The organism is Allobosea sp. BK604, assembly GCF_004341515.1.
Classification (GTDB): domain Bacteria; phylum Pseudomonadota; class Alphaproteobacteria; order Rhizobiales; family Beijerinckiaceae; genus Allobosea.
This window is the reverse complement of the sequence record NZ_SLZF01000005.1, coordinates 373,023-392,731: the sequence shown is the minus strand read 5'-3', so window position 1 is coordinate 392,731 and position 19,709 is coordinate 373,023. Positions and strand designations below refer to the sequence as shown.

The 19,709-nt window shown below is 68.0% G+C and carries 16 protein-coding genes; 10 read left to right on the top strand and 6 right to left on the bottom strand.

Translation table 11 applies throughout. The features are described from left to right. Positions 1–11: 11 nt before the first annotated feature. The 4 genes from EV560_RS17725 to EV560_RS17710 are packed head-to-tail and all read right to left on the bottom strand — an operon-like array spanning position 12 to position 4,228. On the bottom strand, positions 12–908 hold the full coding sequence (locus tag EV560_RS17725) for an ABC transporter permease (RefSeq protein ID WP_465247019.1): 897 nt from the start codon (positions 906–908) through the stop codon (positions 12–14). A 2-nt stretch (positions 909–910) separates the two neighbouring features. Further along, positions 911–1,873 carry an ABC transporter permease gene (locus EV560_RS17720; protein WP_131857097.1) on the bottom strand — a complete coding sequence of 321 codons (963 nt, stop codon included), beginning with the start codon at positions 1,871–1,873 and terminating at the stop codon, positions 911–913. A gap of 54 nt (positions 1,874–1,927) precedes the next feature. Further along, a complete protein-coding gene (locus EV560_RS17715; RefSeq protein ID WP_465247018.1) occupies positions 1,928–3,505 on the bottom strand; it encodes an ABC transporter substrate-binding protein in 1,578 nt (525 codons plus the stop codon). A gap of 12 nt (positions 3,506–3,517) precedes the next feature. Continuing rightward, positions 3,518–4,228, bottom strand: a complete 711-nt coding sequence (locus tag EV560_RS17710; RefSeq protein ID WP_248312105.1) for a FadR/GntR family transcriptional regulator — start codon at positions 4,226–4,228, stop codon at positions 3,518–3,520. A 129-nt stretch (positions 4,229–4,357) separates the two neighbouring features. Here EV560_RS17710 and EV560_RS17705 point away from each other — a divergent pair, with 129 nt between their 5' ends. Beyond that, positions 4,358–5,311, top strand: a complete 954-nt coding sequence (locus EV560_RS17705) for a dihydrodipicolinate synthase family protein (protein ID WP_131857096.1) — start codon at positions 4,358–4,360, stop codon at positions 5,309–5,311. A 41-nt stretch (positions 5,312–5,352) separates the two neighbouring features. After that, complete coding sequence (locus EV560_RS17700) at positions 5,353–6,549, top strand: mandelate racemase/muconate lactonizing enzyme family protein (protein WP_165923519.1); 1,197 nt, start codon at positions 5,353–5,355, stop codon at positions 6,547–6,549. Positions 6,550–6,794: 245 nt separating this feature from the next. Here EV560_RS17700 and EV560_RS17695 read toward each other — a convergent pair whose 3' ends face one another. Continuing rightward, a complete protein-coding gene (locus EV560_RS17695) occupies positions 6,795–8,291 on the bottom strand; it encodes a M81 family metallopeptidase (protein WP_131857094.1) in 1,497 nt (498 codons plus the stop codon). 181 nt (positions 8,292–8,472) lie between these two features. Here EV560_RS17695 and EV560_RS17690 point away from each other — a divergent pair, with 181 nt between their 5' ends. The 7 genes from EV560_RS17690 (at position 8,473) to EV560_RS17660 (ending at position 16,749) form a co-directional block, all read left to right on the top strand. After that, positions 8,473–9,933 (top strand): M81 family metallopeptidase, encoded by a 1,461-nt coding sequence (locus EV560_RS17690; RefSeq protein WP_131857093.1) that lies wholly within the window; start codon positions 8,473–8,475, stop codon positions 9,931–9,933. After that, positions 9,924–11,234: an alanine racemase gene (locus EV560_RS17685; RefSeq protein ID WP_131857092.1), complete on the top strand. Its 1,311-nt coding sequence runs from the start codon at positions 9,924–9,926 to the stop codon at positions 11,232–11,234. Before EV560_RS17690 ends, EV560_RS17685 begins: the two co-directional genes overlap by 10 nt. 252 nt (positions 11,235–11,486) lie before the next feature. Further along, the gene (locus EV560_RS17680) at positions 11,487–13,091 is read left to right on the top strand and encodes an ABC transporter substrate-binding protein (RefSeq protein ID WP_248312104.1); all 1,605 of its coding nucleotides are present in this window, start codon (positions 11,487–11,489) and stop codon (positions 13,089–13,091) included. A gap of 34 nt (positions 13,092–13,125) precedes the next feature. Then, entirely contained in the window at positions 13,126–14,067 is a 942-nt protein-coding gene (locus EV560_RS17675) for an ABC transporter permease (RefSeq protein WP_131857091.1), read from the top strand. Then, complete coding sequence (locus tag EV560_RS17670) at positions 14,064–14,945, top strand: ABC transporter permease (protein ID WP_248312103.1); 882 nt, start codon at positions 14,064–14,066, stop codon at positions 14,943–14,945. The genes EV560_RS17675 and EV560_RS17670 overlap by 4 nt, the downstream gene beginning before the upstream one ends. After that, positions 14,942–15,754, top strand: coding sequence for an ABC transporter ATP-binding protein (locus EV560_RS17665; protein WP_131857090.1), 813 nt, complete (start codon positions 14,942–14,944; stop codon positions 15,752–15,754). Before EV560_RS17670 ends, EV560_RS17665 begins: the two co-directional genes overlap by 4 nt. Then, positions 15,751–16,749: an ABC transporter ATP-binding protein gene (locus tag EV560_RS17660; protein ID WP_131857089.1), complete on the top strand. Its 999-nt coding sequence runs from the start codon at positions 15,751–15,753 to the stop codon at positions 16,747–16,749. The genes EV560_RS17665 and EV560_RS17660 overlap by 4 nt, the downstream gene beginning before the upstream one ends. 689 nt (positions 16,750–17,438) lie before the next feature. On the opposite strand, the gene EV560_RS17650 is transcribed toward EV560_RS17660, so the two are convergent. Continuing rightward, the gene (locus EV560_RS17650; RefSeq protein WP_131857087.1) at positions 17,439–17,699 is read right to left on the bottom strand and encodes a hypothetical protein; all 261 of its coding nucleotides are present in this window, start codon (positions 17,697–17,699) and stop codon (positions 17,439–17,441) included. 487 nt (positions 17,700–18,186) lie between these two features. On the opposite strand from EV560_RS17650, the gene EV560_RS17645 reads away from it, so the two are divergent. Then, the gene (locus EV560_RS17645) at positions 18,187–19,695 is read left to right on the top strand and encodes a M81 family metallopeptidase (protein WP_131857086.1); all 1,509 of its coding nucleotides are present in this window, start codon (positions 18,187–18,189) and stop codon (positions 19,693–19,695) included. Positions 19,696–19,709 lie beyond the last annotated feature (14 nt).

Sequence of the window (19,709 nt, the reverse complement as noted above, 5' to 3'; positions counted from 1 at the left end):
CTCTGCTTGGATCACTTGAGGTCTGTGCGGGGATCGAAGGCGTCGCGCAGGCCGTCTCCGATGAAGTTGATGGCGAGCACGGTCGCCACGAGCGCGGCGCCCGCCGGCATCCACTGCATCGGGTGCAGTTCCAGCACGACGGTCGAGCGCGCCGCCCTCAGCATGTTGCCCCAGCTCGCCTCGGGCGGGACGATGCCCATGCCGAGGAAGGACAGGCCGGCCTCGAGCAGGATCGCATTGGCGAATTGCAGGGAAGCGTAGACCACCAGGATATCGAGCGAGTTCGGCAGCGCATGGCGGAAGAGCAGGTGCCCGAGCCCGGCGCCGAAGCCGCGCGAGGCGACGACGAAATCGCGTTCGCGCAACTCCAGGAGGCGCGCCCGCACCATGCGCGACAGCACCGGCCAGGACAGCAGCGAGATCACGAAGATCGTCGGCAGGATGCCGGTCCCGGTGATTGAGGCGAGCACCAGCAGCAGGATGACCGGGGGCAGCGTCATGGCGAGATCGACGAAGCGCATGATCACGCCATCGACGGCGCGCCCGCCGAAGGCGGCGAGCGCGCCGACGACGAAACCGACGAAAAGCGAGATCGCGACCGAGACCGACGCGATCAGCAGCGAAATCCGCCCGCCCTGCAGCAGGCGGGCCAGCGTGTCGCGGCCGACACCATCGGTGCCGAGCCAATGGGCCGCCGTCGGCCCGGAGTTCAGCGCCCGCAGATCGATGCTGTTGGGGGCATAGCGCCACCAGAGCGGGTAGGTCAGCACGGCGAGCAGCACGGGGACCAGGATGAGCAGTCCTGCGATCGCCGCGCCATTGCGGAAAAACCGCCCAAGCGCGCGCTGCAGCGGGCTTCGGCCCTGGCCTCGCAAGGGCGGAGCGCTCGCGGCGATGGGAGCATCCACTATCATCCGTCCACCCGGATACGCGGATCGACCACCGAATAGGCCAGGTCGGTCAGGAGGTTGACCAGAATGACGCCGGTGCCGACCAGCAGCGTCGCGCCCATGATGACCGGGTAGTCGCGGGTCTCGACCGCCTTGACCATCAGGAGCCCCATGCCCGGCCAGTCGAAGACGCTTTCGATGAAGATCGCGCCGCCGATCGCGACGCCGATGGTCGAGCCGATCAGGGTGATCACCGGCAGGATGGCGTTGCGCAGGGCGTGACTGACGACCACCGCAAACTCGTCGACGCCCTTCGCCCGCGCCGTGCGCAGATAGTCCTGGTTCAGCACCTCGATCATCGAGGAGCGCATGTAGCGCATGAAGAGCGCGGAATAGCCGATGGCGAGCAGCGAAGCAGGCAGGATGAGGTGGGCCAGCAGATCGGAGAGCGAGAAAGCTGCGCCCGGCGTCAGCATCCCGCCCGAAGGGGCCCAGCGCAACACCACCGCAAAGACGTAGAGGCCGAGCAGGGCGCTGAGGAAGGCGGGGGTCGAGATCGCGATGAAGGCGAGCACGCCGAGCCCGACGTCGATGGCGGAGTTGCGCTTCACCGCACCGGCGACGCCGGCCGTGATGCCCAGCACGATCGCCATGGCAAGGCCGGTCAGCATCAGCAGCAGCGTCGGTCCGGTGCGCTCGATCAGCAGCGGCAGCACACGCACGCCGGCCCGATCGATCGAATAGCCGAGATCGCCGCTCAGCGCCGCGCTGAGCCAGGCGAGATATTGCACCGGCCAGGGCTGGTCGAGGCCGAGCCGCTGGCGCAGCGCGTCCATCTCGACCTGGCTCAGCGGTGCCAGCGGATTGAGATAGGCGTCGACCGGGTCGCCGGGTGTCAGACGCAGCAGCACGAACACCATGATGCTGAGCGCAATCAGCATCATCAGTCCGGCGGCGAGCCGTTTCACATAGAAGCCAAGCATGGGTCCGTCCGTCGTCGAGGGGACGGGGAGGGCGTCCGGCGCCCTCCCGCCGGCTCAGGGCGCGATCGACCATTTCTCCGGCGTCGCCGCGAACGGGCCTCCGCCCGGCGCCGGCGTCCAGACGAAGTCCTTGAGCTTGACCGAGGCGACGCCGTAGCGATTGGCGACCCACATCGTGCCCCAGGGCAGGGTCTTGTTCATGACGGCGCAAACGTCCTGGTATTTCGTCGTCGCCTTGGCCTGGTCGGTCTCGGCGACGGCCGCGTTCAGCGCGGCGTTGAGCTCGGGGATCTTGATCTGCAGGAAGTTCTGCCCGACCGGCGGGATCTGGCTCTCGTTCAGCCCGAGATTCAGCGTTCCCGGATCGGGCCCGTTCTGCAGGCCGGCATAGACCAGCGGGAAATCGGCCGGATTCGAGGTCCGGGACATGACGATGCCGTTATAGCCCGCGGGATCGAGCGCGCGCGGCACGACGTTGATGCCGACCTGGGCGAGCATGGACTGGATCGCGGCCATGACATTGGCGGTCAGCGGGTTGTTGTAATAGGTGATCCAGGAGATCGGCTTGGCGCCGTTGATCTTGTCCCAGCCGGCATCCTTGAGCAGCTTCGTCGCCTTGGCCGGATCGTAGGCGTATTCGTCGAGACCCTTCGGGATCAGGCTGCCTTCGACATAGCCGCAATCGGCCTTCTTGGCCGAGCCCTTGTAGAGGCTGTCGATGATCGCGTTGCGGTCGATCGCATGCATCACCGCCTGGCGGACCCGGATGTCGTTCCAGAGCGGCACCTGGTTGTTGAAGCCGATATAGTTGGCGACGTAGGAAGCGCCCTCGATGATCGTGTAGTCCTTGTTGCCCTTGAAGGTCGGGACGTCGTCGGACTCGATATAGGTGAACTGGATCTCGCCGGCCCGCAGCGCCGAGATCGCCGCGGCCGCGTTGGCGAAGTAGCGGTTGATCAGCCGGTCGACCTTGGGCCTGCCGCCGCGATAGCTCTCGTTGGCGGCGAGCTCGACGAAGCGGTCGGTCTCGTAGCGCACGAATTTGAACGGGCCGGTGCCGATCGGCTTGGTCGACCACATCGCGTTCTTCGCCATGTCCTCCGGTGCGATCCCCGCGAGCGCATGCGCCGGCAGGATCATCATCTTGGTCAGGCTGACGATCAGGGCGTTGTCGGGCCTGGAGAGCTTGACGACGACGGTGCGCGGGTCCTTGACCTCGACGCTGTCGACGGCCGCCAGGCGCGCGGAGAGCAGGCTCGCGGTCTTCGGGTTCTTGTTGAGCTCGATGGTGAACTTGACGTCGGCCGCGCTGAATTTCTGGCCGTCATGCCAGGTCTCGTCCGCCAGCTTGAAGGTATAGCTCAGCTTGTCGTCGCTGATCTCCCAGCTCGCCGCCAGCGCCGGCACGAGCTTGGTCAGGCCGGCATCATAGGTGACGAGCGGCTCGAAATAGGTGCTGAGCCAGGTGTAGCCGGCGGGCGCCGTCATCGGGTTGAAATTGCCCTGCAGGCCGCCCGGGCCGACATCGAAGCCGCCGGTGATCGTCTTGGTCTGGGCGAAGGCCGGCGTCATCATCGTGCCGGCCAGAAAAGCTGCGCAGATCAGCGCCTTACGATACGTCCTCATGGCCATGGTAACCTCCCATCAGCTCGCCGCCTTGTTGGCTGCGATTATTTTCGAGATGCCGTGATAGTGGTGGTCGAGGCGCTGGCGCGCCGTCTCGGCGTCGCGTTTCGCGACCGCTTCGACGATCTCGTGGTGATCGCGCCAGGTCGCGACGGGGTCGCGATTGTCGAGATTGATGAAATCCGAGGCCTTGACGAAGGCCTGCCAGAAGATGTCGAGCAGCTTCAGCAGGAGTTGGTTGTTCTGGCAGCGGAACAGCGTGCGGTGGAAGCGCCGATCCTCCTCCAGGAAGCTTTCGCCGGCATCGACCCGGGCCTTCATCTCGCCGGTGATGGCGCGCAGTTCGGCGATGTCGTCCGCGCCGATCACCTCCACCGTCCGGCCGATCAGCGCCCCTTCGAGCGCACGGCGAATGGTCAGCAGCTCCTCGAAATCATCGAGCCGGCCGCGCAGGCCGAAGGCGAGGTTGTCGAGCAGCGGCGCGAAGGAGAAGTCGCTGACGAAGATGCCGATGCCGCGCCTGGTCTCGAGGATGCCGACCGATTCCAGCGCCTTGACCGCCTCGCGCACCGAGTTGCGGCTGACGCCGAGTTGCTGGGCGAGGTCGTTCTCCGGCGGAAGCTGGCTGCCCGGCGGCAAGCCGCTCTCGTCGATATAGGCCTTGACGCTTTCGAGCACGGAGACGTGCAGCGATTGCGGCTTCACCAGGGGCCTGATCGTCCGGTTCACGGCCTTCGACCTCGTCATTGGCATGGGTGATGCGCCAGGGAGCGCCGGCCGATGCCCTTCGTCTGTTGAATGATATTTACTTGTAGGATATCCCTGAAGTCAACAAGACGGCGACACGGGGAAACGACCATGGGCGGGAAGCTCGGCCGGGCAGGCCGATGGGGCAAGCTGCGCGGCAACTGGGCGACCCTGCTGCTGCCGATCGAGCCCGATGGGGCGATCGACCTGTCCCGGCTGGCCGACGAGATCGACATCCTGATCGCCGCCAGGGTCGACGGCATCTATTCGAACGGCACGGCCGGCGAGTGCCACAACCAGACCGAGGCCGAGTTCGACGCGATCCAGCGCGTCCTGGCCGAGCGCTGCAGCCGTGCGAAGACGCCCTTCGTCATCGGCGCCTGCCAGCCCGATCCTAGCGTGGCGCTCGATCGCCTGCGCCGCGCCGTCGCGCATGCGCCTGATGGCATCCAGGTGATCCTGCCGGATTGGTGGCCGGTCACCGATCCCGAGGCCGTGGACTTCCTGCAAATGGCCGCCGAGCTCACGGGCGACATCCCGCTCGTGCTCTACAATCCGCCGCATGCGAAGCGTGTCCTGTCGCCGGCGACGCTGGCCGCCGTGCTGAAGCAGGTGCCGCAGGTCGTCGGCATCAAGCTCGCCGATGGCGATGCGGATTGGTATGCGCAGGCCAGGGCGCATCTCGATGATTGGGCGCTCTACCTGCCGGGGCACCATCTCGCGACCGGGGTCCAGGCCGGCGTCGCGGCCGGGGCCTTCTCCAACGTCGCCTGCCTCAACCCTCGCGGCGCGCAGTCATGGACCGACATGATGCGGACCGATCTCGCCGGGGCCCGCGAGATCGAGCGGCGCATCTGCGCTTTCATGGACGAGCACATCCTGCCGTTCCGACGCGACCAGGGCTACTCCAACGCTGCGCTCGACAAGCTGCTCGCCGCCATCGGCGACTGGGCGCCCGTCGGCCCACGCCTGCGCCGGCCCTATCGCTGGATCGACGGCGCCGAGGCCGAGCGGCTGAGGCCGATCGCCCGGCGCATGATGCCCGAGATCATGGATGCGCGCTGAACCCGGCCATGCCCTGGCCACCGCCGAAGCGAGGGAGTTCGATGCCTGAGATCACCGGAGTTCGCTGCGTCCTGCTGAGCTCGCCCTATGCCGATGCCGATGAGCGCGAGATCAGGTGCTGCTTCCCGAACGGACCGAAGCGCACGATCGGCATGGTCGAGGTGACGCTGGACAATGGCGTGACCGGCCTCGGAGAGGGCTATCTCGCCGTCTTCGCGCCACTGGTCTTTAAATCGATCGTCGATCTCTGCACGCCGCTGATGCTGGGCAAGGATGGCTTCGACATTGCGCGGCGGGTCAGGGATCTGCGCTCCCTCTGCGATTACTGGTCGCTCCAGGGCGCGGCGCGCCATGTCATCAGCGCGTTCGAGGCCGCCCTCCAGGACGCCAAGGGCAAGAGCCTCGGCGTGCCGGTCCATGAGCTGCTCGGCGGCGCGAAGTGCGAGTCGATCCAGATCTATGGCAGTGGCGGCTGCTGCGATGCCAGGCACCAGTTCGACCGGGAGCTCGATCTCCTGAGCGGGAAGGGCATCGGCATCTACAAGATCCGCTCGCTCAAGCATGATGTCTGGCGCACCGTCTGGGTGCTGGAGGAAGCAGCCAGGCGCGGCATTCGCGTCGGCGTCGACATGTGCCAGAACCTGGCCGATCCGCCGCAGCCCGTGGACGATGTCGTCGCCTTCGTCGAGGCCGTGCACGCCAGGACGGACCAGCGCATGCTGTTCGTCGAAGAGGCTGTTGGCCCCGACAGTCCCGAGGCGTTCCGCGAGCTGCGCCGGCGCATCGACGTGCCCGTCTGCGGCGGCGAGATCATCACGACACCGAAGGAGATGATCGAGCGCATGCGCGCCGGCGCCTATGCCTTCGTCCAGCCCGACGCCTCCGTGATCGGTGGCATCAGTGCGGTGATGGAGATCTTCGCCGCCGCCGACGAGCTCACTATCGACGTCGTGGTCCATGCCTGGGGCGGAGCGGCGGCGATCCTGGCGAATTACCACGCCGCCTTTGCCGGCGGCGGCGCATTGGTCGAGTTCCCGATGCTCGACTTCCCGCTCGGCCGCGAGATGATCGGCGATCAGGGGCGCATCGAACACGGCCGCCTGCTGCGCCCCACCGCGCCCGGCCTGGGCCTGACGCTGACGCCCGATATGGAGGCGCGCTACCCCTTCGACGAGAGCGCCGTCTATAGCTGCGTCCTGAACGACCCTCCGCCCTCGGACGAGCACTGGAAGCCCTGAAGTGGTGTTGTCGCGGATTCCTGGTCACACACGGCCATGAGCCGGGCCTCACGCACCAGCCGGAACCAGAGCGTCGCGGGCAGCTCGGCGCGAACGGCGGTGGGCGCCGTGGAACGGCTGACGAAACGGCGCGACGGCGACCGAACCGCTCGCGCGGCGGGCACGGACGGTGCAGCCAGCCTGAATCGGACTATGAGGCCTGGCAGCCAAGCTCTTGTTGGAGCGTGAGTTTCCGGGCGCCGTCCCTACCGCTCGACATCGATCGGAAAGACCGGCCTGCGTAACCGCGTATAGGGCAGCCCGGCGATCATGCTGGTGCAGGGGCCGGGCGTCGCGACCGTGTAGCTGCCCTTGGCGATCTTGTCATAGGCGCGCCGATGCGCGACCGCGGCCTTGACGCCGATCGCCTTCAGCCTCTCCGGGTGGATGCCCTGCGAGCGGAACTGGCCGAGGTCGAAGGGCGGGGTCTTGCGGCTGGTCAGCAGGATCGTGACGCCGGCGGCCTCGACCACGACGCTCGGCCCCATGCTGAAGCGCGAGCCCTGCGAGGCGGCGAGGTGGCTGTTGAGATCCTCCAGCGCGAACTCACCATCGCTGGCGGCGACGAAGCTCGCCTCGATCTCGACCGGCCCCTCGGCGATGGCGCTGCCCTTGCCGCCGATCGAGAGCGTGCGAGCCTCGCCCGGCCGCGCGCCGGCCATGGCGGCGACGGCAGTGGCATCGGCAATGGCGACCGCGCAATTCGTGACGCCATGGCGCAGGAAGGCCCGCAGCACCGAGGTGCCGTCTCCCGGCGCGCCGCCGCCAATATTATCGGCCGGCTCGACGATGAGATAAGGGCCGCCCGGCGAACGCAGGATCTCGGTGACGGCGTCGTCGATGTCCCATTCGGCGGGAAGGCCGAGCTGGCGCTGCGCGACGGCGGTCTCGACCAGGCGGGCCAGCGCGTCCTGCGCCTCGGCCTCCGGCCCGGTGAAGGCGACGGCGAAGGCGACGCCGGCCTCGGCCACGTCCGAGAAGGAATAGCCGCCGACGACATTCGCGGCCCAGATCGCGGGGTTGTCCTGCTCGATCCGGCGGGCCAGCGCCTCGAGATCGCGCATCGGCCGGTCGGCCGTGCCGGTGCCGGTCGGCGGCCAGATCACCGGTGCGTTGGCCGAGAGCATCCGCGGCAGCACGCCGTCCTTCAGGCTCCGCGCCAGCAGCCGGGCGGACCGCACCGCGGCTTCGCGGGCATCAGTGTGCGGGTTCTCGCGATAGGCGACGAGGGCGTTGGCATGCCCGGCCATCGCCGCGGTGAAATTGGCATGCAGGTCGAACACGCCGAAGACCGGCAGCGTCTCGCAGCCGGGCACCGCGCGGATCCGGGCAAGCAGGGCGCCTTCCGGGTCGGGGCATTCGGTCGTGACCATGGCGCCGTGCAGGGCAAGCCAGATGCCGTCGAGGCCGCCTGCGGCGAGCGCCGCCCGCAGCCCGGCATCGAATTCGGACAGGAACTGCGCGAAGACGGCGTGATCGACCGTTCCCGCTGGCAAGGCCGTGTAGTCGACCGTCGGGACGACCTGCCAGAATTCCGCCTCCGCCACCTCGAGGAAGCCGTCGATGGTCGAGCCGTCGCCGCGCCGGCCCAGGAGCGCCTCGTCGCGGCGGATCGTGAAGTCGGCCAGCCGCGTGATCTCGTCGACGAAGCTATGCGTCTCGTGGAACAGCGATCCCAGCAGGATCCGGCGGGGCTGCGGCATGGACTTGAAAGCTCCCCAATCATGAAGCGTCTGCATCTCGGCCGTTGCGTCGTTCCGAGGCAAGCCGGCATTGTTCCGCCGGAAGAAACGCGGGCGCTTTGACAGCCCCGGCCAACTCCCGGTTTCATGGCGCTGGTCGGCACGCCCCTGCGCTGCCGCCGCTGGTCGGGACTGCATGCGGATGCGCATCTTCACTGCGTCGCTGGCGACGGAAACCAACACCTTCGCGCCGCTCTTCGTCGATCGCAGCGCCTTCGAGAGCGGCTTCTACTGCCCGCCGGGCACCCATCCGGAGACGCCGACCCTGTGCTCGGCGCCGACCGTCGCGGCGCGGCGCCGGGCGGCCAGCGAGGGCTACGAGCTGATCGAAGGCACGGCGACCTGGGCCGAACCGGCGGGGCTCGTCTCGCAAGACGGCTATGAGAGCCTCCGCGACGAGATCCTCGGGCAGCTCGCGGCGGCGCTGCCGGTCGACATCGTGCTGCTCGGCCTGCACGGGGCGATGGTGGCGCGCGGCTATGACGATTGCGAGGGCGACCTGATCGCGCGCGTCCGCACGCTCGCCGGGCCGGATTGCGTCGTCGGCGCCGAGCTCGACATGCACTGCCATCTCAGCGCGGAGATGGTCGAGAATGCTGACATCATCGTCGCCTTCAAGGAATTCCCGCACACGGATTTCCTGGCGCGCGCCGAGGATCTGCTCGAGCTTTGCCTCATGACCGCGCGCCGGCAGGTCAAGCCGGTCAGCGCCGTCTTCGACTGTCGCGGGCTTGCCGCCTTCATGACCAGCCGCGAGCCGGGCCGCAGCTTCGTCGACCGCATCAAGGCGCTGGAGGGGCGCGACGGCATCCTCAGCATCTCCATCGCGCACGGGTTCCAGGCGGCGGATGTCGCCGATGTCGGGACGAAGGTGCTGGTCATCGGCGATGGCGACGGGGAGAAGGCTGCCGCGCTGGCGAGGGAGCTCGGGCTCGAGATACTGCGCTGGGGGCAGGGCGCCTCCCCGAAGCATTACAAGCCGGAGGAGGGCATCGCCGCGGCGCTCGCACTGGCCGAGCCGGGAAAGCCGGTGGTGCTTGCCGATCGCTGGGACAATCCGGGCGGCGGCGTCGCCGGCGATTCCTCGGTGATGGTCGAGGCGCTGCTGCGCCACCCCGAAGTGCCGGCGGCGATCGGCGCGATCTGGGATCCGGTCGCGGTCGGCCTCTGCCGTGCCGCCGGAATCGGCGCCGAGATTCCGCTGCGCTTCGCCGGCAAGGCGGCGCCGTCCTCCGGCACGCCGATCGACGCGCTGGTCCGGATCGTCGGAACGACCGGGGACCTGCTGATCCCGTTCGAGCAGAGCTGGGTCTCGCTCGGCCCGGCCGCGGCGATCCGGATCGGCCTGCTCGACATCGTGCTGGCCTCGACACGGGCGCAGACCTTCAGCCCGCCGGTCTTCACCGATCTCGGCATCGATCTTTCTGCCAAGACGCTGGTCGTGGTGAAGTCCTCGAACCATTTCCACGCCGCCTTCGCGCCGATCGCCGCGAGCGTGCTCTATCTCGATAGCGGCGGGCCCTATCTGCCGGATGCGCGCAAGATCCCCTATACGAAGGTCAGGCGCCCCTTTTCCCCGCTGGATCCGAATCCATGGCTGTAGCTGCTTCCGCCACCCTCCTGCCGCGCCTCTCACTTGGCGCGATCGAGGATCAGCGCCTCGACGGCCTGACCAAGGGCCTGCCGCCGGATGCGGCGCTGCGGCTGGGCGATGTCGGCCGCCAGGGCTGGAACGTGCTCGGCGGCGACATGCCGCTGCCGCTCGCAGTCATCCGCCAGAGCGTGCTCGAGGCCAACAGCGCCTGGATGAGCGCCTTCACCGCCGCCAACGGCCTGCTGATTGCGCCGCATGGCAAGACGACGATGGCGCCGCAGCTCTTCGACCTGCAGATCGCCGACGGCGCCTGGGCGATCACGGTCGCGACGATGCAGCAGCTCGCCGTCGCCAGGCGCTTCGGCGTGAAGCGCGTCGTCCTCGCCAACCAGCCGGTCGGGCGGCAGGAGATCGCCGCCTGTTTCGCGGCGCTGCAGGAACCCGGCTTCGAGCTCTACTGCCTCGCCGACAGCCTGGCCGGGGTCGCGTTGCTGGCGGAGGCCGCGAAGGGGCATGGCGGCAAGAATAATCCGCTGCGCATCCTGGTCGAGATCGGCTTCATGGGCGGGCGCACCGGCGCGCGCAGCCGGGAGGAGGCGCTGGCCGTCGCCCGCGCCGTCGCCGCCGCGCCGGGGCTGCAGCTCGCTGGCTTCGAGTGTTTCGAGGGGCTGTTCAGCGATACCGCCGGCGCGGACAGGCTGCTGGGCGAGGTCGTGGCCACCGCGACGGCTGCGGAGGGCGAAGGCCTGCTCGGGCCGGAGCCGATGGTGCTGAGCGCGGGCGGGACCTCGCTGTTCGACCGGGCCGGCGAGGCGTTCAACGCCGCCGCCTTCACCCGGCCGGTGATCAAGGTGCTCCGCTCGGGTTGTTACCTGACCCATGATTCCACCGTCTATGCCGAGGCGTTCCAGCGGATCCGGCTGGAGAGCAGCCTCAGCCTGCCGCCGGGCGGGCTCGCGCCGGCGCTCGAGGTCTGGGCCTTCGTCCAGTCGCGGCCCGAGCGCGGCCGCAGCCTGCTCACCGTCGGCAAGCGCGATATCAGCTTCGATTCGGGGCTGCCGGTGCCGCTGCGCTGGTTCCGGCCGGGCGGCGCGATGGCGCGGCCGGAGCCGATGCCGGCGGGGCATGCCGTGCTGGCGCTCAATGACCAGCACTGCCATCTCGGCACGCCGGAGGCCAGCCCGCTGCAGGTCGGTGACATGGTCGCCTTCGGCATCGGCCATCCCTGCACGACCTTCGACAAATGGGCCGTGCTGATGCTGGTCGATGACGATTATCGGGTGACCGGGGCGATCAGGACCTTCTTCTGACGGTCTCAGCCAGCCGCTGTTTCTTCCAACGGAACCTCTGATCCTTGACGTGAATTCCGGCCGTTCCTAGCCTGAATTCCAGAGAGGGAAAGCCCGCCATCGGCTCAGGCCGACGAGACGGGCAGGCCGGCGCCATCGGCCGCTGGGGCACACGAGGCTTTGGCACACGAGGCTTGACACATGAGGCTTGGCGCAGGGGGACCGCCCGCTGCGAGGATCAGGCCGGCACGCGTTACGGTGGGAGGATCGTTCGTGACAACACCATCAGTCCCGATGGCGGGCGAGGAGGACGGCGCCCCGTACGAGCCGTCGCGGCGCGGCCTGTTGCAGCTGCTGACGGCGGGCGGCGCGGCCCTGGCGACGCCGGGCCTGTGGAGCACGCTGGCACAGGCGCAGGCCCAGACCCCGGTGGCGGGCGGGACGCTGACCATCGGCGCCGATGCCGACCCGATCGGGCTCGACCCGGTCACGGTGAACGCCTTCTCCTCCTTCGATTTCACCAGCCTGCTCTATACAGGCCTGCTGCGCTGGACCGCGCAGATGCAGGTCGAGCCCGATCTGGCGACAGGCTACGAGCAGCCCGATCCAAAGACTTATGTCTTCAAGCTCAGGCAGGGCGTGAAGTTCCACAACGGCAAGGATTTCAGCGCCGAGGACGTCAAGCACACCTTTGACCGGATCATGAACCCGGCGACGGGCAGCCGGCTGAGGGCGCTCTATTCCAGCGTCGAGTCGGTCAGCGTGGTCGATCCCTTCACCGTCCGGTTCCAGCTCGGCACCACCGACGCCGCCTTCCTGAGCAATCTCGCGACCAATCCCAACGGCGCCATCGTGCCGGCCGGGGTCGACAACCTGAACACGCAGCCGGTCGGCACCGGCCCCTTCGCCTTCGAGAGCTACCAGCCGAACCAGCAATTCTCGCTGACGCGCCATGCCGGCTATTACGAGAAGAGCGAGCCTCATCTCGCAAAGGTGGTTTTCAAGTTCTACAAGGACCAGGCGACGCTGACCTCGGCGCTGCGCTCGCGCGCCATCGACATGACTTGGCTGAAGGACCCCAAGGTGGCGGCCGCGATCGCGCGCACGGCGCCCAACCTGGTCTCCGCGCCCGGCCAGACCTCGCGCACCTTCCCGATCTGGCTGAACATGAAGGCGAAGCCGCTGAACGACGTGAAGGTGCGTCGCGCGCTCAGCCTCGCCAGCGACCGCAAGGCCTGCCTCGACACGGTGCTGGGCGGCTCCGGCAAGATCGGCGCGATGATCCCGGAAAGCCAGGTCGGCGGCTATGACGGCAGCGGCGAGCTGCCCTATTACAAGCATGATGTCGCGGCGGCGAAGGCCCTGCTCGCCGAGGCCGGCTATCCCAACGGCATCGATCTCGGCGACTACATCATCGTCGCGGCCAACCCGCTCGACGTCGCCTGCGCCCAGATCCTGCAGCAGCAATGGCAGGCGGCGGGCATCACCGTGAAGCTGGTGCCGATGGAGACCGCGCCCCTGCTCAGCATGTGGGCGAACGGCACCTGGCCGACCCTGCTCTCGGTCGCGCTGTCCTGGACGCCGGATTCCGACGCGATCTTCCAATACGTCAAGTCGGATAGCGGCTTCGGCAAGGCGATGGGCTCGAACGATCCCGAGCTCGACCGGATGATCCTGGAGGCGCGGGCCGAGCTCGACACCTCCAGGCGCGCGGCGAAGAACCTCGAGATCCAGAAGCGCATCGCCGAGAACGCCTATGTCATCCAGATCTACCAGTATCCGCTGCGCTGGGAGATCTGGTGGAACTATGTCCAGGGCTATGTGCCGCTGGCCGCGAATATCCGCTCCTTCGTGCGCACCACATGGCTGAAGAAGTAGGCCGGGCCGGCCGCCTGATGGCGGAGCCGCGCCGATGATGCGCTTCGTCCTCGGGCGCCTCGCCTGGATGGCGGCGATCCTGCTCGGCGTCTCGCTCGTCGCCTTCCTGCTGATGCGCGCCATCCCCGGTGATTTCGCCATCGCGGCTGCCGGCTCGCAGAGCGTGGCGCCGGAGGTGCTGGCCACGATCCGCCGCGATCTCGGCCTCGACCAGCCGCTGCTGGCGCAGTACCTGGCCTGGCTCGGGCACGCGCTGACCGGCGATCTCGGCACCTCCTTCGTCACCCGCCGGCCGGTGCTCGGCGAGCTGCTGAACCGGCTTGCCGTCACGGTCCAGCTCACCCTCCTCGCCGCGCTCATCGCCGCGGTGATGGGGGGCGCGACCGGGCTTGCCGCGGCCCGGCTGCGCGGCGCGACCGACTGGCTGGTCCGGCTCTGGAACGGGCTGATGCTGGCGGTGCCGAACTATGTCGTCGCGACGCTGATCGTGCTGCTGTTCGGGCTCTATTTCCCCGGGATCACGGTGCTGGGCTACACGCCCTTCCTCGAGGACCCGCTCGCCTGTCTCGGCAGCCTGCTGCTGCCGGCCTTCGCGCTGGCGCTCGCCGTCTCCGTGACGATCGCCGAGAACACGCGCGCCGCGGTGCTCGAGGTCGCCAGCCAGGATTTCGTCATGGTCGCCCGCGCCAAGGGGCTGAAGCCCAGCGCGATCCTGCGCGACTACCTGATGCGCAACGCGCTGACGCCGGTGATCACCGCGGCCGGGCTCAAGATCGCGGCGCTCCTCGGCGGCAGCATCCTGGTCGAGACCATCTTCGCCATTCCGGGCATGGGGCAATATCTCTTCGAGTCGATCAACAGCCGCGACTATCCGGTTATCCAGGCGATCGTGCTCGTCGCCGCCGGCATCGTCGTCCTGGTCAACACGGCCATCGACATCGCCTATGCGCGGATCGATGCGCGGGTGCAGATGTGAGCGGCGCCGCGCCGGACAGCGTGGCGGGCGCGGCGCTGGCTCCGCGCAGCGCGCGCATGGGGGCAGGGCTCGGCCAGGGCTGGCTGCTGCTCGGCCTGGGGCTCGCCATGCTGGCGGCGCTGCTGATCGTCACCGTCTTCGCGCCGCTGGTCGCGCCCTATGATGCCTCGCTGACCTCGCCGGATTCGCTCGCGCCGGCGAGCGCGGCCCATTGGCTCGGCACGGATTCGATCGGCCGCGACGTGCTGAGCCGCCTGATCGTCGGCGGGCGCACGACCCTGCTGATCACGGTGAGCGCCGTCTTCGCCGCGCTGGTGGCCGGGCTCGTCCTCGGCCTGGCGGCGGGCTATCTCGGCGGGCTCGTCGACGAGGTCATCATGCGCCTGCTCGATGTCGTCTTCGCCTTCCCGGTGCTGCTGCTCGCGATCGCGGTTGTCGCGGCGCTCGGGCCGACCGTGCCGAACCTGATCCTGACCATCGCCATCGTCTACACGCCGGCCATGGCGCGGGTGGTGCGGGCGCCGGTGCTCAGCGTCAAGCAATGGGACCATGTCGAGGCGGCGCGCAGCGTCGGCATGAGCGAGCTGCGGCTGGTGCTGCGCCACATCCTGCCGATCGTGATCTCGCCGATCCTCGTCGCGACCAGCCTGACGCTGTCGCAGACCATCTTCACGGTGACGGCGCTGTCCTTCCTCGGGCTGGGGCCGCCGCCGCCCGATCCGAACTGGGGCGGCATGCTCTCGGAAGCGCGCCAGTTCATGGAGCTCGCGCCGCTGACGGTGATCGGCCCGGCCGCCGCGATCGTCTACGCGACGCTGACCTTCATCATCATCGCCAACGGCTTGCGCGAGGTTCTCGACGTCGGGAGCGTGCGATGACTGGCCGCTTGCTGGAGGTACGCGACCTGACCGCGACGGTGACGACGCGCCGCGATGTGATCGAGGCCGTGCGCGGCATCTCCTTCGACATCGGCGTGGACGAGGCGGTCGGCTTCGTCGGCGAATCCGGCTGCGGCAAGAGCGTCACCGCCAAGGCGCTGATGCGGCTGGCGCCGGAAGGGGCCGCGATCGCGCTCGGCGGCTCAGTTGCCTATCGGGGGCTGGATCTGCTGACGCTTGAGGAGGAGCGGATGCGGGACCTGCGCGGCCGGCGCATCGCCATGGTCTTCCAGGATCCGATGACCTCGCTCAACCCGGTGATGAGCATCGGCGCCCAGATGGGCGACATGCTGCGCCATCATTTCGGGCTCTCGGGGCGGGCGGCGCGCGAGCGCAGCATCGCGCTGCTCGACCTCGTCGGCATTCCCGACCCGGCAGGGCGCATCGACGATCATCCGCACCAGTTCTCGGGCGGCCAGCGTCAGCGCATCCTGATCGCCATCGCGATCTCCTGCGAACCGGACCTGCTGATCGCCGACGAGCCGACCACGGCGCTCGACGTGACCGTGCAGGCCCAGATCCTGCGGCTGCTGCTGCGGCTCCGGGAAGAGCGCGGCATGGCGCTGATGCTGATCACCCATGATTTCGGCGTGGTCGCCGGCATGGTCGACCGGGTCAACGTGATGTATCGCGGCGAGATCGTCGAGAGCGGGCCGGTCGACGAGGTCTTCGCGCAGCCGCGTCATGCCTATACGCGGGCCCTGCTCGACGCGGTGCCGCGCCTGCATGGCGCCGGGACGGTGCGATGAGCGCGCCGCGCGGCAAGGCCGATGGCACGACACCGCTGCTGCAGGTGCGCGATCTCTCCGTGCTGTTTCCGGGGCGGCGCGGCGGCGCCGCGGTCAGGGCGGTGGAGCGTCTCTCCTTCGATATCGCGCCCGGACAGACGCTCGGTCTCGTCGGTCAGTCGGGCTCCGGCAAGACGACGGCGGGGCGCGCCATCCTGCAGCTTCAGAAGGCGCATGAGGGCTCGGTCCGGCTGCTCGGGCAGGAGCTGACGACGATGCGCCCCAGCCAGTTGCGCCGGATGCGGCGGCACATGCAGTTCGTGCTGCAGAATCCCTATTCCAGCCTGCATCCGCGCATGACGATCGGCCAGATCCTCTCCGAGCCGCTGCTGGTCCACCACGCCGTGCCGGCCAATCGCATCGGCGAGCGGGTCGCGGAACTGCTGGAGCTGGTCAATCTCGATCCGGCGATGCTGCGTCGCTACCCGCATGAATTCTCCGGCGGCCAGCGCCAGCGCGTCGTCATCGCCCGGGCGCTCGCGGTCAATCCCGATTTCGTCGTCTGCGACGAGCCGGTCTCGGCGCTGGACGTGCGCACCCAGGCGCAGATCGTCGCGCTGCTGCAATCGCTGCAGGAGCGGCTCGGCCTGTCCTATCTCTTCATCGCGCATGACCTCGCCATCGTGCGTGAGGTGGCGCATCGCGTCGCCGTCATGTTCCGCGGCCGCATCGTCGAGATGGGCAGCGCCGCGCAGGTCTATGACAGCCCCGCCCATCCCTATACGCGGCTGCTGCTCGATGCCGTGCCGACGCCCGACCCCGCGCTGCAGCGCGAGCGGCTGCGCCAGCCCCCGCCGGATCTGCGCTTCCTCGACGGCGATGGCGGCTCCTGTATCCACGGCATCGACCACGGAGGGGCGCCCGAATGGCACGAGGTGGCGGCGGGGCACGGCGTCTCCTGCCGCTACTGGCCGGCAGATGGGACGGTCGTGTCACGGCCGGAAGCTTGCCCATGAGCAGACATTCCGGCGGCCTTAACGCATCGGCCCGAAAAGTGGATTGCGGTTTTCGGAGAAGCCCATGCGAAAACAAGAAGCTGGATCATCGGACCGGATGCGATATCCGATCAATCAGGCTCGCCCGTGCCAGGAGCGCGTCGCTGACCCATGAATTCGGCGATTGCCCGCTGCAAGCTCACCCATTCCAGCCATTCCGAGGAACCGATCCGGGCCTTCTCGAGCTCGCGAGCGCGCATGAGCGCCAGGCGGAGTTCAGCGTCCGACGTAAGATTGATGACGGGTAGCTTTCTCGCAGACATCACTGCCTCCGTTGGTCCTTCGCCTGGGTTATGCTGGCGCGCAAATTTCCCTCCAACGTCGCGATCACGGGCGATCCGCCCGCGGCGAGCGTCGGCTTGCTTGAGTTGAGACGGGAGGCTGGCCTGATCCGGGATGGGGGCCAGCCGCGCGATGGTCTCGGGCGCCTTCGCGCAAGCCGAAAATGCGCGAGACCAGACATGGTTCCGCGTCGCTTCCATGCAGAGCGGGGTAATCCTTTTTAGTGGATGCCGCGGCGCGCGCTCTCCACTTTTCGGGCGGATGCGCTAGAGCATTTTCGAGCGAAGTGGATACCGGTTCGCGTGAAGAAAATGCGTCAAAACAAGTAGATAGAGAATTTTCGCGATTCGAAGAAACGCGGAAATGCTCTAGCGACCCGTCACGCCAGTCGGGTTCGCCTCCCGGAAGGTTTGGATGGCGGCGGTGGTGAGATCCCCCATTGACCGGGGGCCATTGGCCAGCAGCCGGACAACGATGCCACCCAGTCTCGCTTTCGCTTGCTCGGCTTCGTCTCCGACGAGGCCAAGATCGTCGCCGATGGCGTGCCAGGCACGAGCGTGGATCGCTTCGGCGACGAGCATCTCCCTGGAGTTCAATACGCCAGGAAAACGAAGATCGAGTGTCGGCATAGGTTTGGTCTCAACGAATCGCCCGGCATTGTCTGCACGGAAAAATGGCACGGCAACCTCATCCCGAAAGCCTTGTCGTGGACCTCGGTCCGGAAGCCGACCTCGTTCAGGCACGCGTCGCGGTCTTGCTGCCCTTCCTCACGCTTACGACGTGCCGGACGAGCTTTGGTCCAATCGCGAAGACCCCGAGATAGGCAAGGCGAGGAGGCCGGTCGCCTGGCTCTCGCCCGCGCTGACAGAATGCACCTGCTGGTGACGGACTCTCCGCTCGACGCGACCACCCGTCATTCGACATCGGTTCCTTCTGGCGGAACGTTCAATCCTTGACGTGAAATCATTGCGACAACTACGCTTTTGACCGAACCACGCTGGTGACGATTGCGGGCTGCTGTTCCGGCTGCGCCGGGAACCGAGGCGGTCGCCGCCTGCGCGAGGCTAGAATTCGCTTCGCCCGAAGCCGGGCGGAGCCGCTTTGGGGGAGGTCGCCTTGCGTCTGGCTCTGATCCACATCGCCCAGGAGACGAACGACTTCAATCCGGTGCTGACGACGCTCGCCGATTTCGAAGCCTTCGGCATCCACGAGGGTGCGGAGATCGCCCGCCATTTCGGCGAGATCGGCCAGATCGGCGGGCATTACGCGGCGATCCGCGAATCCGGCCTGGATATCGAGACCATCCCGATCATCCGGGCCTGGGCGGTGGCGGGCGGGCGCATCTCGCGCGAGGCCTTCGACTATTTCCAGGTCAAGATCCGGGCCGGACTGGAGACTATCGGGCCGATCGATGGGCTCGTGCTGCAACTGCACGGCGCCTGCGCCGCCGAGGGCATCGACGATGTCGAGGGCGAGCAGGCGGAACTCTGCCGGCAGATCCTCGGGCCGGACGTGCCGATCCTGCTCGGGCTCGATCACCACGCCAATGTCACGCAGAAGATCATGGCCAATTGCACGGCCATCGTCGGCCACCGCACCCAGCCGCATGACGTGTTCGACACCGGCAAGATCGGCACCGAGGTGCTGCTGCGCATCCTCACGGAGAAGGCGCGGCCGGTGATGGCCTGGCGCAAGATTCCGCTGCTGTCGCATCAGGAGCAGTTCCTGACCTCGAAAGGGCCGATGAAGCGCTGGTTCGACCGGGCCCGGGCGCTGGAGGCCGACCGGCGTGTGCTGCAGGCCTCGAACTATCCGATGCAGCCCTGGCTCGACGTCGCCGAGGGCGGCTGGTCGACGATCGTCGTCACCGATGGCGACCAGGCGCTGGCCGAGGCTCTGGCGGACGAGCTCGCCGATCTCGCCTGGTCGATGCGCGACGATTTCCAGGTCCGCGAGGCGGTCACGGTCGACGAGGCCGTGCACAAGGCCGATGCGGCCGCGCGCGGGATGGTGGTGCTGAGCGATACCGGCGACACCGTCTTCGGCGGGGCGGCCGGCGACAGCAACCTGATCCTGGAAGCGATCCTGCGGCTCGGCACCAAGGGCCGCGCGCTGATTCCGCTGATCTCGCCGCAGGCGGTGCAGGTGCTGATCGCGGCGGGCGAGGGGACCGAGGTCACGCTGCCGCTCGGCGGTGATGCCGCCCCGGCCTTCTTCGCGCCGCTGACGGTGACGGGGACCGTGCGGCGCATTGGCGGCGGCGCCATCCCGCTCGCCTTCAACCACCAGGCCGAGGTCGATATGGGCCGGGTCGTGGTCTTCGATGTCGGACCGGTGACCCTGCTGATCAGCGAGCTGCGCGGCGTCGCCGGCAATGTGCCGGGCGTCTACGAAGCCTTCGGCATCGATCTTGCGGGCTATAAGATGGCCGTGCTCAAGACCGCTTCGAACTTCCAGTATTTCGCGCCGATCACCTCGCAGGTCATCCGCGCCGATACGCGCGGGCCGGGGCAGTCTGACGTGTTCACCTTACCGTGGCGGCGGATTCCGCGCCCGGTCTATCCTCTGGAGACAATAAGCGACTGGCGGGCGCATTCGTCCCAGCCGGGAGCGGGGACGGGTTGAGAGCCAGTTAGAAC

What these genes read in the sequence shown, in the direction of transcription:
- EV560_RS17705 (WP_131857096.1), top strand. Translation starts at nt 4,358, where the DNA reads ATGGGCGGGAAGCTCGGCCGGGCAGGCCGATGGGGCAAGCTGCGCGGC.
- EV560_RS17675 (WP_131857091.1), top strand. Translation starts at nt 13,126, where the DNA reads ATGATGCGCTTCGTCCTCGGGCGCCTCGCCTGGATGGCGGCGATCCTG.
- EV560_RS17685 (WP_131857092.1), top strand. Translation starts at nt 9,924, where the DNA reads ATGGCTGTAGCTGCTTCCGCCACCCTCCTGCCGCGCCTCTCACTTGGC.
- EV560_RS17690 (WP_131857093.1), top strand. Translation starts at nt 8,473, where the DNA reads ATGCGCATCTTCACTGCGTCGCTGGCGACGGAAACCAACACCTTCGCG.
- EV560_RS17650 (WP_131857087.1), bottom strand. Translation starts at nt 17,699, where the DNA reads ATGCCGACACTCGATCTTCGTTTTCCTGGCGTATTGAACTCCAGGGAG.
- EV560_RS17700 (WP_165923519.1), top strand. Translation starts at nt 5,353, where the DNA reads ATGCCTGAGATCACCGGAGTTCGCTGCGTCCTGCTGAGCTCGCCCTAT.
- EV560_RS17660 (WP_131857089.1), top strand. Translation starts at nt 15,751, where the DNA reads ATGAGCGCGCCGCGCGGCAAGGCCGATGGCACGACACCGCTGCTGCAG.
- EV560_RS17720 (WP_131857097.1), bottom strand. Translation starts at nt 1,873, where the DNA reads ATGCTTGGCTTCTATGTGAAACGGCTCGCCGCCGGACTGATGATGCTG.
- EV560_RS17695 (WP_131857094.1), bottom strand. Translation starts at nt 8,291, where the DNA reads ATGCCGCAGCCCCGCCGGATCCTGCTGGGATCGCTGTTCCACGAGACG.
- EV560_RS17715 (WP_465247018.1), bottom strand. Translation starts at nt 3,505, where the DNA reads ATGGCCATGAGGACGTATCGTAAGGCGCTGATCTGCGCAGCTTTTCTG.
- EV560_RS17665 (WP_131857090.1), top strand. Translation starts at nt 14,942, where the DNA reads ATGACTGGCCGCTTGCTGGAGGTACGCGACCTGACCGCGACGGTGACG.